This is a genomic window from Pontimonas salivibrio (genome assembly GCF_002950575.1).
GTDB lineage: Bacteria > Actinomycetota > Actinomycetes > Actinomycetales > Microbacteriaceae > Pontimonas > Pontimonas salivibrio.
Window position 1 is genome coordinate 613,763 of sequence record NZ_CP026923.1, and the last position, 12,034, is coordinate 625,796.

General features: G+C 58.1%; 16 protein-coding genes, 1 tRNA gene and 1 riboswitch. Of the genes, 10 read left to right on the forward strand and 7 right to left on the reverse strand.

What is annotated here, in order from left to right; genetic code table 11:
* Positions 1-20: 20 nt before the first annotated feature.
* Complete coding sequence (locus C3B54_RS03220) at positions 21-794, reverse strand: alpha/beta hydrolase (protein ID WP_104913216.1); 774 nt, start codon at positions 792-794, stop codon at positions 21-23.
* Between the two features lie 36 nt (positions 795-830).
* On the opposite strand from C3B54_RS03220, the gene C3B54_RS08745 reads away from it, so the two are divergent.
* Positions 831-1,007 carry a hypothetical protein gene (locus C3B54_RS08745; RefSeq protein ID WP_158665494.1) on the forward strand — a complete coding sequence of 59 codons (177 nt, stop codon included), beginning with the start codon at positions 831-833 and terminating at the stop codon, positions 1,005-1,007.
* 104 nt (positions 1,008-1,111) lie between these two features.
* Here C3B54_RS08745 and C3B54_RS03225 read toward each other — a convergent pair whose 3' ends face one another.
* Positions 1,112-1,606, reverse strand: a complete 495-nt coding sequence (locus C3B54_RS03225; RefSeq protein ID WP_104913217.1) for an FBP domain-containing protein — start codon at positions 1,604-1,606, stop codon at positions 1,112-1,114.
* Positions 1,607-1,739: 133 nt separating this feature from the next.
* Entirely contained in the window at positions 1,740-1,943 is a 204-nt protein-coding gene (gene cspE, locus C3B54_RS03230; protein ID WP_104913218.1) for a transcription antiterminator/RNA stability regulator CspE, read from the reverse strand.
* A gap of 246 nt (positions 1,944-2,189) precedes the next feature.
* On the opposite strand from cspE, the gene C3B54_RS03235 reads away from it, so the two are divergent.
* From C3B54_RS03235 to C3B54_RS03260, 6 genes are all read left to right on the forward strand, one after another.
* Positions 2,190-2,672 (forward strand): DUF427 domain-containing protein, encoded by a 483-nt coding sequence (locus C3B54_RS03235; RefSeq protein WP_104913219.1) that lies wholly within the window; start codon positions 2,190-2,192, stop codon positions 2,670-2,672.
* A gap of 23 nt (positions 2,673-2,695) precedes the next feature.
* Positions 2,696-3,235: a GNAT family N-acetyltransferase gene (locus tag C3B54_RS03240; protein ID WP_104913220.1), complete on the forward strand. Its 540-nt coding sequence runs from the start codon at positions 2,696-2,698 to the stop codon at positions 3,233-3,235.
* Positions 3,228-4,076, forward strand: coding sequence for a glycosyltransferase family 2 protein (locus C3B54_RS03245; RefSeq protein ID WP_104913221.1), 849 nt, complete (start codon positions 3,228-3,230; stop codon positions 4,074-4,076). Before C3B54_RS03240 ends, C3B54_RS03245 begins: the two co-directional genes overlap by 8 nt.
* A gap of 4 nt (positions 4,077-4,080) precedes the next feature.
* Positions 4,081-4,187, forward strand: a riboswitch (TPP riboswitch).
* 30 nt (positions 4,188-4,217) lie between these two features.
* The gene (locus C3B54_RS03250) at positions 4,218-5,171 is read left to right on the forward strand and encodes a thiamine ABC transporter substrate-binding protein (protein WP_104913222.1); all 954 of its coding nucleotides are present in this window, start codon (positions 4,218-4,220) and stop codon (positions 5,169-5,171) included.
* Positions 5,172-5,226: 55 nt separating this feature from the next.
* Positions 5,227-6,573, forward strand: coding sequence for an ABC transporter permease (locus tag C3B54_RS03255; RefSeq protein ID WP_245868006.1), 1,347 nt, complete (start codon positions 5,227-5,229; stop codon positions 6,571-6,573).
* Positions 6,560-7,063, forward strand: coding sequence for a nucleoside/nucleotide kinase family protein (locus tag C3B54_RS03260; RefSeq protein WP_104913224.1), 504 nt, complete (start codon positions 6,560-6,562; stop codon positions 7,061-7,063). The genes C3B54_RS03255 and C3B54_RS03260 overlap by 14 nt, the downstream gene beginning before the upstream one ends.
* On the opposite strand, the gene C3B54_RS03265 is transcribed toward C3B54_RS03260, so the two are convergent.
* From C3B54_RS03265 to C3B54_RS03280, 4 genes are all read right to left on the reverse strand, one after another.
* Entirely contained in the window at positions 7,060-7,338 is a 279-nt protein-coding gene (locus C3B54_RS03265; RefSeq protein WP_104914240.1) for a metallopeptidase family protein, read from the reverse strand. The two genes, C3B54_RS03260 and C3B54_RS03265, sit on opposite strands and share 4 nt — an antisense overlap.
* Positions 7,339-7,437: 99 nt before the next feature.
* A tRNA-His gene (locus C3B54_RS03270) sits at positions 7,438-7,513 on the reverse strand.
* Between the two features lie 88 nt (positions 7,514-7,601).
* The gene (orn, locus tag C3B54_RS03275) at positions 7,602-8,216 is read right to left on the reverse strand and encodes an oligoribonuclease (RefSeq protein ID WP_104913225.1); all 615 of its coding nucleotides are present in this window, start codon (positions 8,214-8,216) and stop codon (positions 7,602-7,604) included.
* A gap of 9 nt (positions 8,217-8,225) precedes the next feature.
* Positions 8,226-8,630 carry a hypothetical protein gene (locus C3B54_RS03280; RefSeq protein ID WP_104913226.1) on the reverse strand — a complete coding sequence of 135 codons (405 nt, stop codon included), beginning with the start codon at positions 8,628-8,630 and terminating at the stop codon, positions 8,226-8,228.
* Positions 8,631-8,886: 256 nt separating this feature from the next.
* Here C3B54_RS03280 and C3B54_RS03285 point away from each other — a divergent pair, with 256 nt between their 5' ends.
* Genes C3B54_RS03285 through C3B54_RS03295 form a run of 3 tightly spaced genes read left to right on the forward strand, consistent with a single transcriptional unit; the run spans position 8,887 to position 12,030 of the window.
* Positions 8,887-10,167 carry an efflux RND transporter periplasmic adaptor subunit gene (locus C3B54_RS03285; RefSeq protein ID WP_158665496.1) on the forward strand — a complete coding sequence of 427 codons (1,281 nt, stop codon included), beginning with the start codon at positions 8,887-8,889 and terminating at the stop codon, positions 10,165-10,167.
* Positions 10,160-10,867, forward strand: coding sequence for an ABC transporter ATP-binding protein (locus C3B54_RS03290; RefSeq protein WP_104913228.1), 708 nt, complete (start codon positions 10,160-10,162; stop codon positions 10,865-10,867). The genes C3B54_RS03285 and C3B54_RS03290 overlap by 8 nt, the downstream gene beginning before the upstream one ends.
* A complete protein-coding gene (locus C3B54_RS03295; RefSeq protein ID WP_104913229.1) occupies positions 10,864-12,030 on the forward strand; it encodes an ABC transporter permease in 1,167 nt (388 codons plus the stop codon). Before C3B54_RS03290 ends, C3B54_RS03295 begins: the two co-directional genes overlap by 4 nt.
* Positions 12,031-12,034 lie beyond the last annotated feature (4 nt).

Below are 12,034 nucleotides of genomic sequence, written 5' to 3' on the forward strand. Positions count from 1 at the left end.
GTCTCAGGCTGGCTGCACAGCTAGTTGGTGAGGTCCGGCACGAGAAGTGTGGTGATCGCTTCGATTGCTTCCGCTCGGGAAAGCTTGGGTGTGCCATCACCGCTTTGTGGCCCGTAATCAGCAAACGAGGCATGGCTTGCGCCCTCAATGGTGACCTCTCGGTAGTTTTCCGGCATCAAGGCCCTCGCAGCGGCGAGTTCATCCTGGTCGATGAGTTCATCTTCGGATCCCTGCACACTCAACACTGTGAGGGTGGTCTCCTGAAGGTCACTCGCACAGTAACTGGCCATCAAGACGAGCCGTTCAACGTCGGGATGGAGTGCCAGACTGCACGCCCTGACGCCACCCATGGAGTGGCCACCCACCATAGTGATGGGAGTGTCGGGGATGAGTTGTTGGAAATCGTCAACGCTTCGTCCGTCGGCGAGAGCAAGGTTCGCCAGTGGTCGGGGAACAAGGACGGTGAGGCCCGTTTCGGTCACCACCTCGTGAAAAGTGGCCGCATAAGCGTGGGGGCTCACTCTGGCACCAGGGAGAAACACCATCGCCTCACCTTCAAGTGGGCCGTCCTGGTTGATCGGTGCCATCACGACGAGGTCCGGGGTAATCGACCAGGCAACCTCCTCCCTGGCAAACAAGTCTCGTAGGGGTTCAGGTTGGTCGGGGTAGGGCGTGTAGGCCCAGACGAGAAACCCCACGATGGTCACGAGGAGACTAGACAGTGCGGTCCAGCCGGTAATGCGGATACGACGAATTTTGAGCCGTTGTTTTGCTGACCGGTTAGGTGGCGCCATCACAACACTTTCTTAGTGTGGGATACTGGGGGGACCATGAATATCTTCCTCTTCATTCTCTCATCGGTCATCTTCCTCGCATCGTTTCCGATGTTCACCTACGCCTTTGTTGTCCCCGAGGAATACGCCGCATTGCTCTTCACTGCCGGGATTTTCACCTCGTCGGCTGCTTTTTGGATTCCCATGGTCATTCTGGGACGTTCAGAGCGCTAACACTCGAGCTCGTTTTGCTGAGAGAGCCACTACCAAACAGGGGTCGCCCCTTTGGATTCGCCTCTTGGGGTTCGCCTCTTAGGTTTTGGACTCACCCGCTACTCTCAACGGTCGTTTCGCACGCGTGCCGTGAAACCCGACAGGCGTTTCAGCACGCCCTCGGCGAGCAGCCTCCTGGTGTGCTCCGAGTCAATCGGCCGAGCAAGCTCGTCTGATTTCTGACGCATCAAAATGGGGCAATTTAAGTCCCGACACAAATAGGTGCCGACAGTGTCGCCCTTCTTGCCTGATGCGCCAGCTTTGGGGGCGACAAAGAGGCTTACTTGGGGCGCAGGTTGCTGGGTGTGACACAGCGAACACATCGCCGGTCTACCAGCCGGCATAGTGGACTCGGCCGCCCTCACCCACACACCTACCGGGGTGTCGCCGTCCCAAAACACAAGGTAGCCGCGGTGGGGCCGCTCAGGGTCACGCCAACCGAGGAACTCCCGCTCGTCCCACACGGTCTCGTGAAGACCGGGAAGGGGAATCTCTTGCCGCTCAGAGTCGTCAATGTTCACAATGGACCCACGAATCTCATCAGGATCGAGCGGGCGCATTGACCACAGTCTAGAACCTGCGGGTCAGGAGAAAACAAAACCCCCGGTGCGTGGGGCAACCGGGGGAAGAAAAAAGCCCCTACAAAGCACTGTGGCCAGCCCGGAGGCTGGCCACAGTGTTACTCCAACCGTTCTAGAGCGGTTGGATGTTCTCTGCCTGAGGGCCTTTCTGGCCCTGGGTGGTTTCGAACTGAACCTTCTGGTTCTCTTCGAGGCTTCGGTAACCACTCGACTGAATGGCGCTGAAGTGGGCGAAAACGTCCGCTCCGCCATCGTCGGGGGTAATGAACCCGTAGCCTTTATCGGCGTTGAACCATTTCACGGTTCCGGTTGCCATGTACTTTCCTTACTTTCGGGGTATATCTGGTAGGAGTTTCGAACGACGAAACAACTCGTCGAGACTCCCAGTGTGATCTCCCAGAAAGTAGGTCCGTATGGGCACCCACAACACCGACTGACCACTGGGCCTTTCAACGCACCCACAGCCTAGCGGGAAATGGGCTCCACCGAAATGGTGCGCACGATTTTCTAAGCTTTCGCTGTCAAAGAGCCCTTAACGTGGGGGTTTCGTGAAGGGATTGTGATGGCCGAAAAAGAATACGCTCCGGAATCGGTGTGGGACTACCCCAGGCCTCCGGCCATGGATGCCAGTGACGAACGCGTCGTCGTGACTCACGGTGGTGTGGTGATTGCTGATTCGACGGACACTATTCGGGTGTTGGAAACCAGCCACCCTCCGACGTACTACATCCCTTTGAAGGATTTCACCCCAGGGGTGTTAGAGCCTGTGGCGGGGCAAACAATGTGCGAATTTAAGGGCGCGGCGTCTTATGCCGATGTGGTTGTGGACGGGCAGCGCCTATCCCGCGCGGTGTGGTGGTACCCGACGCCTCACCGCGATTTCACCCGACTTGCTGACCATGCCGCGCTGTATCCGGGAATGTTTGACGATGTGCGGGTCAACGGCGAAAAGGTTGTCGCTCAGGAGGGTGACTTCTATGGTGGCTGGATTACCTCGCGGGTGAAGGGCCCCTTTAAAGGCGCACCGGGCACCTGGGGTTGGTGACCCGAGCTTGGTAGGCTGGCGCGGTGGTCACACCCCCCAGTACTTCTGAAGCGAGTCTCGGTTCACCCGTCGCGGTCCGAGACACACTGCCAGGAGATGCGTCCCGGCTGGTCCAGTTGAACAACGGCGCAGTACCAGCTGTTCCCGAAGTGTCTCTCGACGAGATGGCCACACTGTTAGAGGCATCGTCGTGGTCGATTGTTGCTGAACGTGACGGCCAAGTAGTGGGCTTTGTGATCTGTTTTGACCCCGGTGTTGACTACGACTCGGAAAATTACCGCTACTTCGAAGGCCGCTACACCAGCCACTTCTACATCGACCGGATTGTGATTGATCCCCGCTACAGGGGAATGAAGCTGGGTGCGACGCTCTACCAAGAAGTGTTTAACCGAGCCCAAGATCAAGGCCACGCCCAGGTCACCTGCGAGGTGAACCTCGAACCTCCCAACCCGGCGAGCATCGCTTTTCACCGTAGGTTGGGGTTTGTGGATATCGATACTCAAGCAACTAAAGGCGGCAGCGTCGTGGTGCAACTGATGGCTGCCCCAGCACGCCATGTCTGAGGCTCCTGTCGTGAGCGTGGGAATTGTCATTCCCGCATACAACGAAGAGGACACCATTCGTGCCTGTGTGATGGCCGCGCTGGGCCAAACAGTCCCCGCGGATGAAATCATCATCGTGGATAACCGGTCCCGTGATCGCACTCGCCACATCGTTGAGGAACTCATCGCCCAACACCCCGACGCGCCGATTCGGGTTCTGAGCCAAGAATCCGAACAGGGCATTACCCCGACCAGAAATATGGGGTTCGACGCTGTCGAATCCGACGTCATTGGTCGGATTGATTCGGATACGTTGTTGGAGCCCAACTGGGTCGAGCAGGTCAAAAATGTTTTCGCAGATTCGAATGTGCACGCCGCGACCGGGCCAGTGATCTACTACGACATGCCCCTTCGTCGCTACATGGCCAGAGCCGATGACACGATGCGAAAAGCAATGTTTCGCTTAGCGACCAGCTACAAGTTCCTGTTCGGGACAAACATGGCTCTTCGCCGGGACGCCTGGTGGGCGGTGCGAGACGAAGTGTGTCTGGATTCAGACGACGACATGCACGAAGACATTGACCTCTCTGTGCACCTCTACGACCAAGGTTTTAAGGCGATCTACGCATCACACATGGTGGCGGGTATGTCGGCCAGGCGAGTCGAAGATACTCCGAAAGATTTTTACGACTACGTGCAACGCTTCGATCGCACCTACCGCCACCACGGGATTCGCAAACGACGCCTCAGGGCACCGGCGTGGGTGTATTTGGCCATTTACCCCATCGCCAAAGGTATGCGCTGGAGTCACAAGCTTCGAGAAAATCAAGTCTTCAAAATTCCCCGCATCGATCTGCGCTAAACTATTTCTGTAACACGGGAGTCTCGAGAAAGAGGCTGAGAGGAAGCAAACGCTTCGACCGTCGAACCTGATCCGGATCATGCCGGCGCAGGGAGGACCTCTACCCGTGCCACGTTATCAATCGATTACGAAAGGCACGTAATGAAGAAAATTGCGTTACTACTCGCCGGCCTGATGGTGTTGGCCGGCTGCACGGCACCAGAAAACACTCTGGTGCGCTTGGCCGCACACGACTCGTTTGTCATCAGTGACGAACTTGTCGAACAGTTCGAGACCGATACTGGTTATGACCTAGAAATCATTCGCCTGGGTGATACCGGTTCGCTCACCAACCAGCTTGTGCTCACCAAGAACGCACCCGTTGCGGATGCGTTCTTTGGAATCGACAACACTTTCTTTGGTCGAGCCGAATCCGAAGGGGTCTTTGATTCCACTCCGTCGGCTATTGACTATTCGGATGTGTGCGTTAACTACGACATTGCCTGGTTTGACGAGGCAGGCATGACACCGCCTGCAACCTGGCGGGATCTGGTGAACGAGGACTACCGGGGGCTCACAGTGGTGACCAACCCGAACACTTCCTCACCCGGTTTGGCGTTTCTGGCGACCACACACGCCGCTTTTGACACCTCGGACGAGGTGCTGGGCTTTTGGTCCGCGCTGCGCGATAACGACGTGAAAGTGGCCGGGTCGTGGGAGGACGCCTACTTCTCCGACTTCTCCCGGTACGGCGGTAACTATCCCGTCGTGTTGAGCTACGCCTCATCGCCGTCGGCTGAAGTAAATGAGGATGGCAGTCCCGGTTCGAAGGCCCTATTGGATGAGTGTTTCCGGCAGACCGAGTATGCGGGCGTGATTGCCGACTCGGACAACATTGCGGGGGCGGAAGCTCTCATCGACTTCATGCTCGGGGATGATTTTCAACGCTCGGTCCCAGAAGCCATGTATGTCTATCCGGCAGTAGAGGGGACAGAGGTCCCCGCGGCGTGGGCAGAGTTTGCGACCCCCGCCACATCCACTCTCGGTGAAGACCTCGACATTAACGCCAACCGGGAAGCATGGTTAGACGAATGGTCTGAGGTGTTCGCTGGCTAGCGGAGAACTGTTTGTCACTACCGCGCTGATCGCGACGATGAGCGCGGTAGTGACAATGCTCCTTGGCTACCCGGTGGGCTTATGGCTGGCCTCGCTTCGGCGGGGAAGGAAGCTGGTCACCAGTGTCCTGCTCTTGCCCTTTTTGTTGCCCGCGTTTTTGATCGGGCTGGCCTTTCGCCCACTGTTTGGCGCGTGGTTGGATGACACCCGCGTGGGCATCCTCGCGGTGGTGGCTGCGCATGCGCTGATGAATGCGGGCTTTATCGCCGTGGTGACAGCTGCCTCCCTGGTGCCAAGAGACCAGGTGGAGGCGGCAGCTCTCGATGGTGCTTCGCCCGGTCAGACCAGGCGTTTCATCGAAATACCCCAACAGCTGCCTGCGCTGAGCGCGGCGGCCCTGCTGGTTGCGCTCTATTCGGCAACCAGTTTCGGCTTGGTGGTCTCTTTGGGGCAGGGGTCGATCAACACCCTCGAGACGGGTATCGCCATCGTGGCCCTCCAGCTGCTTGACCTGCCCACTGCCGCATGGCTCGCCGTGTTACAAAGCCTGTTGACGGTTGCTTTCTTCCTCATCTCGAGACGCCTCGGGGCAACACCCACGGTGTTGTTTGGTGACAGCGAGGCGGTGTCCCGCCGTTTTGTGCCTGGAATGCTGATCGGTGGTGTGGTGATTGGCGCGGTGACGTGGTTGGTGTCCGGCGTGGTCTATCGAGCAGTCACCGCGGGGCCTGGGCTGTGGGGAAACATGGTCAACCTCGCCGGGCGTGGATCGAGAGACATTCTCAATCTCAGCGTGATCGACGCGATGGGGAATTCGCTTCGCAACCTCCTTGTGGCGCTCGCCATTTCCCTCCTGGTCGCGTGGTGGTTAAGTGCGAAGCGTGTGGGCTTAGCAGTGTTAGCGCCGATTGGTATTTCGCCTGTCGCGATTGGCTTGACGGCTCTGGTGCTCTCGGGTTATTTACCCGCCACCATTTCCGGCAGTTGGCTACTTCTGCCCGCTGTTCAAAGCATTTTTCTCACCCCGTTAGCGTTTCAGATCATTGCTCCCGCCAGGCGTTCGCTCTCACGTGAATTACTCGAAGCGGCACGCCTGGACGGAGCCAACAGCCTTCAGGTGTTTTCGTTGGTGGAGTTGCCCACCCTGGCAAAACCCCTCACCGCGGCTGCAGCACTCGTGAGTTTGGGTTCGCTGGGTGAGTTTGGTGCTGCCAGCTTCCTGGCTTACGGCTCTGACCAAACCTTGCCTTTGGTGATGTTCCGACTGATGTCCCGCCCGGGGGCGGAAAATGTGGGAATGGCGATGGTCGCCGCCACGGTGTTTATTGCCCTTGCGATTGCGGTGGTGTGGTTTATCTCGTCGGTGGGTAGTAGGACGGGTCGAGTCGATGTCGATCGCTGAGAGTGGGACTGCCAGGCAGTTGGTCCTGGTCGATGGTCGCTCGGGCGCGGGAAAAACGCAGTGGGCCAGTGCGTTAGCCCGTGAGTCAGGCTTCACCCTTTTGAGTCTTGATGAGGTCTACCCGGGCTGGGATGGGTTGGATGCTGGCCACTGGCACACCTACCAACACGGGATTGTGCCCTGGAGTGAAGGGCGGGTCGCTCGACTACGCATGTGGGATTGGGCCAGAAGTCGCCCCGGCGGAGTGCGGGAAATTGGCCCGGAGGTGAACCTCATCATCGAAGGATGTGGTGCTTTATCCACCTTCACTGCGCTCTACGCGACAACGCGCTTGTGGGTGGACGCAGATGATGAGGTAAGGAAACAGCGAGCCCTCGATCGCGATGGTGAGCAATTCGCCCCCCACTGGCTGCGGTGGGCACTACAAGAGGAGCGGTTTTACCGAATCCACCAATCGCGGAGTCTCGCGGATTCAATCATCACCGCTTAACCCCAGCCCAACTCGTGAAGCTGTTGGTCGTCAATGCCGTAATAGTGGGCAATTTCGTGCACCAGCGTGACGTGAATTTCGTGTACGAGGCGCTCTAAGGATTCCGATTGTTCGATTAGTGGTTGACGGTAAAGCACGATGCGGTCGGGTAATTCGCCGTAGCCGTAGTCACCGCGTTCGGTCAGCGCGACGCCCTCATAAATCCCCAAGACAGCCTCGGACTGTTCCGGCATGTCTTGGACTAAGAACACTAAGTTGTCGAGGCCATCGACCATCTCGTCGGGCAAACGATCGAGCCCTTCCACCACGAGGGCTTCAAACTGTTCGAGGGTGGGCCACCAGTCGGAGATGAGAGACCTCTTCGGGTGGGGCTTTGGGGTGAGTAACGGGGCTTGAACCCGCGACCTCCTGGACCACAACCAGGCGCTCTACCAGCTGAGCTATACCCACCATGCGCCCGATGCTCGAGCTCCCACAGTCTAATACAGTGCGGGTCACCAAGTGAGCGCCCTGTCGCGCGCGATGGGTGGGGCCCTGGTTATTCGAAGCGGGTGACGATTTCCTGGCTGATTTTCTTGATTTCACTGGTGCTAGGGCCAGGCTCGTCCACGAAAGCCACCTGGCGGTAGTAGGCGAGTTCTCGAATGGACTCCCGAATATCTGCCAGTGCCCGGTGGCCACCATTTTTTTCCGGTGCTTGGAAATACATCCGGGGAAACCAGTGTCGGGTGAGTTCTTTAATGGTCGATACGTCAATATTTCGGTAGTGCAGGTGGGCGTTCACCTCGGGCATATCGCGTTGGATAAACGCACGATCGGTGCCGATGGTGTTACCCGCTAAGGGGGCTGATTGAGGCTCTGGCACGTGGGAGCGTAGATAGTCCATCAGTTCGGATTGGGCCTGCTCCAAGCTAATCCCGCCTGCTAACTCGTCGAGTAACCCTGAGCTGGTGTGCATCTGACGGACAAAGTCGCCCATCTGCTCCAGGGCTTTCGCACTGGGGGCAATGACCCGGTGGAAACCCTCATCCAACACGGTGAGGTTGTAGTCGGTAATCAACACCGCGACTTCAATCAGTTCGTCAGATTGGAGGTCGAGCCCGGTCATTTCCGCGTCGAGCCAGACCAATCTGGCGTTATCTGTCGAAGCCATTCGAGGATTCTAGCGACCGGGGCGCCACCACCGGGCGAGGGCAGCGAAATACGCTGCCGAAAACGCAAAACTGAGCAGGCCGTAGGCCACCCCAAAGCCCGTAATCGCTGCCGGAACAAGCAGTGTGACAAACCCGAGGGCTCCTGAGGCCACCATCATCACCATCGACGACGCGACCACACCAGAAGCAGGGGCGCGAAACGACACAACGGCCATATTGCCGGTGAGCGCAATCAGCGTGATCGCGGTCATCCACATCGACCACCGCAGAGGCAGTGTCGGCTCGAGAGCGAGTAGTTCCAGGAAGAAACCAGGTGTGACGAGTAGCCACACTGCACTCAGACCAAAGACGGCCGCTCCGGTGCGCAAAATCCATCGCAAGACGAGGGGGTCGTCACTGTTGTTGCTCTGCACGTCGTTGCCTCTCGCTTGTGTGGCTCACCCTCAGCGTAATTGGCGGGCGATGTCTTGTCCTGGGCAAAATCATCTGGTTTTCCCCTGTCTGGCCCCTTTTAGCGTGCCGCCGGGAATGGGAAAACTCCCAGGAGCTACCAAGGCTGTGCCCCCGCTCGCTGGCAGACTGGCTCACGCCCGGGAACACATTTTCGGGCGATTCTCGGTTTTCCAGGCCCTAGGCCGTTAGCCCTCCAGTAAAGGACACGCAGTAATCGTGAAGAAGTCGACCAAAATTACTCTCGGCGTTGTGATTGGGGTGGCCGTTGTGGGTGCCGGTGTGGCCACAGCGGTGTCACTCACAAACCAACCCGACCCGGTGGATCAGCTGATTACCAGCGAGGTCGACGTGCGCACCATCTCCACCACGGTCGCCGCCTCCGGTGAAGTACAGGCTGCTGATCAACTGGGTGTCAACTTTGCGACCGCCGGCGATGTCTCGAGCATCGTTGTCGAAGCAGGCGATGAAGTAAACGCGGGCGATGTGTTGGCCACCCTCGACCCCACGGCGTTGGAATCGGCACTCGCCACCGCCCAAAACAGTGTGGCCAGCGCGAGAGACGGTGTGAGCGCTGCGAACCTCGCGGAAGCAACCGCTCAGCAAGCCATCAATACCGCTGACCAGGCGCTCGCCGCAGCCGAACAAGCTATTGCGAACGCCAAAGACCTCGACAGTAATCGCTCGGAAGCTGTCGCAACCGCGAATCGTCAACTCGCCGCTGCCCAAGCTCAGCGCGACACGGCCGAATATCAACAAGCCCGAGTACCCCTGCAAAAAGCAGCCGCGTCCAGTGGGCTCGCTGCCGCGCAGGCCGGGCTCGAACAAGCTGAAGCGAACCTTGAGAAGGCCACACTGCGCGCCCCAATGTCCGGCACGGTGTTGATGGTCGGTGCAGAAGAAGGTGACTCGGTCACCACCGCAGGCGCTGATGCGTTCATCATTGCCGACCTGGGTGCGTTCGAAGTGACCGCAAACTTTGCCGAATCGGACATTATTTCCATCGAAGAGGGCCAAAGCGTCCAAGTCGACTTTGACGCTATTCCGGGTGAAAGCCGCGAGGGCACAGTGACCGAAGTGTCACTCATGGGCCAAGTTGACCCCACTGGTGGGTCACTCACCACCTACCCGGTGACCGTATCTATTTCGAACCCGCCCGAGTTGTTGCGGGTCGGAATGACCGCTCAGATCAACATCATTACGGCCGAGAACGTCGACGTCGTCGCCGCCCCGGTTGCTGCGCTCAATGTGCGGGGCGAGGATGTGGTGGTCAATGTTCTTCTCGATAACGCCACCGTCCAAGAAGTGGTTGTGGAAACGGGCACCCAAGGAAGTAACTTTGTCGAAATCACCTCCGGTCTGGAAGGTGGCGAAACCGTCATCATCGGTGACGTGGGTGAGTTTCCCGTGGTGAGCTCGGATGACGAATTTGATCCGGCAACGGGACCGCCACCAGGTGTGGAAGATCAACAGCGCCAGCGGGAGCAATTTGATGAGTGATCTCGTCGTTGACCTTCGTCACGTCAGGCGGGAATATCAAACCGGTGATGTGGTCACGGTGGCGCTTGCCGATGTGAGTTTCCAGGTAGATCGCGGCGAATTTGTCGCCATTGTGGGGCCCTCTGGTTCGGGTAAATCGACACTGATGAACCTGGTCGGGTGTCTCGATCGCCCGAGCTCCGGCGAAGTCATTGTGGCGGGCAAGAATGTCCAGGACCTCGATGACGGCGAGTTGACCGAATTGCGTTCGAAATCAATCGGTTTTGTGTTTCAACAGTTCCAACTCTTGCCGCTGACCTCCGCAGTGGATAACGTCGCCACGCCACTGTTGTATCAGGGTGTGAAACCTCGTGAGGCGAGGCGCCGGGCGGCGGAAATGCTCACCCGATTGGGACTCGGTGAACGTTTGAATTTTGACCGCGCACGACTCAGTGGTGGACAGCAACAGCGGGTGGCGATTGCCCGTGCGTTGGTGACCAACCCCGACATTGTGCTCGCGGATGAACCCACTGGTGCTTTGGATTCTGCCTCCGGTGAAGCGGTAATGAATATTTTTAAGGAAATGAACGCTGAGGGCCGCACGATTGTGCTGATTACCCACGAGCTGGATGTCGCGGCGGCCGCAAACCGGCGAGTGCACATTCGCGATGGTCTTATCGAGCGCGATGAGCGCTCGCCACTCACGGCGGCGAGCCGATGACCCTCGCGCTGCTCCTGCGCTTAGCCACACAGCGTATTTGGGCCTCCAAGTTGCGCTCAGCGCTGACCATGCTGGGAATCGTGATCGGTGTCTCCACCGTGGTTACCCTGATTTCCGTTGGTCAGGGTGCCCAGCAGGGCATCAATGATTCGTTGGCTGATTTGGGGGCCAACCAGATTTCGGTGACCTCCACCACTCCCGATGGTTTGCAAGATCAAGACATCGAGAATATTTCCACCATTCAGGGGGTGTTGCGTGTCTCCAGTGAGGTGCGCTCGAACGGCAACGCCTCGTTTGAAGGAAACGAGGCCAGGGTTGCCCTCATCGGGGTGTCTCCAGGCTATGAAGAAATTGCGACACCCACGGTGGGCTCTGGGCGTTTTCTGCCCGAGGATCGAGCCTCTCAGTCGTCTCGTGTGGTTGTGCTGAGCGCCATTGCCGCGTCAGATTTGGGTCTTGGTTTTGATGACTTAGGTAGCGAGATTCGGGTCAATGGTGTGGCTTTCCAGGTCATCGGCGTCTTGGATGACGCCGAAGGTTTTGGTGGTGGCGGCAACGTCTTGATGACACAGACCGCCGCTCGGAGCCTGTATGCAAAATCGCCCTACGTGTCGGTGATTAACATTCAAGCGGTCGATGAGGATTCTGTCGCCTCGGTCGAATCCGCCGTGGAGAGCTACCTCCGGGTGAGTAAGGGTTTCGTGGATGATGACGACGCCGAGTTCATTATTTTCAACCAGGCCGCCCTGCAAGATGCCGTCAATACAGTCACCGGAACGCTCAGTCTGTTTATTACCGCTATTGCGGGAATCAGCCTCATCGTCGGTGGTATCGGAATTATGAACATCATGCTCGTCTCGGTGCGTGAGCGCACCCGAGAAATTGGTGTGCGACGGGCAATTGGTGCCACCCAGGGTCAGATTCTCACCCAGTTCCTCCTCGAAGCGATCCTGCTGTCACTGCTGGGTGGATTCATCGGGCTGATCATCGGTCTGTTGGGTTCGTTTGGGCTTGCCCAGGTGGGTGGGTGGGATTTCTTTATCGACCCGGGAACAGTCGCGCTCGCACTGGGCTTTAGTGCGTTCGTCGGAATTGTCTTTGGTGTGTGGCCTGCGCGGTCCGCCGCCAAACTTCAACCTGTGGAAGCGCTGCGGTTCGAGTAGGGAC

What these genes read in the sequence shown, in the direction of transcription:
- C3B54_RS03220 (WP_104913216.1), bottom strand. Translation starts at nt 794, where the DNA reads ATGGCGCCACCTAACCGGTCAGCAAAACAACGGCTCAAAATTCGTCGT.
- C3B54_RS08745 (WP_158665494.1), top strand. Translation starts at nt 831, where the DNA reads ATGAATATCTTCCTCTTCATTCTCTCATCGGTCATCTTCCTCGCATCG.
- C3B54_RS03225 (WP_104913217.1), bottom strand. Translation starts at nt 1,606, where the DNA reads ATGCGCCCGCTCGATCCTGATGAGATTCGTGGGTCCATTGTGAACATT.
- cspE (WP_104913218.1), bottom strand. Translation starts at nt 1,943, where the DNA reads ATGGCAACCGGAACCGTGAAATGGTTCAACGCCGATAAAGGCTACGGG.
- C3B54_RS03235 (WP_104913219.1), top strand. Translation starts at nt 2,190, where the DNA reads ATGGCCGAAAAAGAATACGCTCCGGAATCGGTGTGGGACTACCCCAGG.
- C3B54_RS03245 (WP_104913221.1), top strand. Translation starts at nt 3,228, where the DNA reads ATGTCTGAGGCTCCTGTCGTGAGCGTGGGAATTGTCATTCCCGCATAC.
- C3B54_RS03250 (WP_104913222.1), top strand. Translation starts at nt 4,218, where the DNA reads ATGAAGAAAATTGCGTTACTACTCGCCGGCCTGATGGTGTTGGCCGGC.
- C3B54_RS03255 (WP_245868006.1), top strand. Translation starts at nt 5,227, where the DNA reads ATGCTCCTTGGCTACCCGGTGGGCTTATGGCTGGCCTCGCTTCGGCGG.
- C3B54_RS03260 (WP_104913224.1), top strand. Translation starts at nt 6,560, where the DNA reads ATGTCGATCGCTGAGAGTGGGACTGCCAGGCAGTTGGTCCTGGTCGAT.
- C3B54_RS03265 (WP_104914240.1), bottom strand. Translation starts at nt 7,338, where the DNA reads ATGGTCGATGGCCTCGACAACTTAGTGTTCTTAGTCCAAGACATGCCG.
- orn (WP_104913225.1), bottom strand. Translation starts at nt 8,216, where the DNA reads ATGGCTTCGACAGATAACGCCAGATTGGTCTGGCTCGACGCGGAAATG.
- C3B54_RS03290 (WP_104913228.1), top strand. Translation starts at nt 10,160, where the DNA reads ATGAGTGATCTCGTCGTTGACCTTCGTCACGTCAGGCGGGAATATCAA.
- C3B54_RS03295 (WP_104913229.1), top strand. Translation starts at nt 10,864, where the DNA reads ATGACCCTCGCGCTGCTCCTGCGCTTAGCCACACAGCGTATTTGGGCC.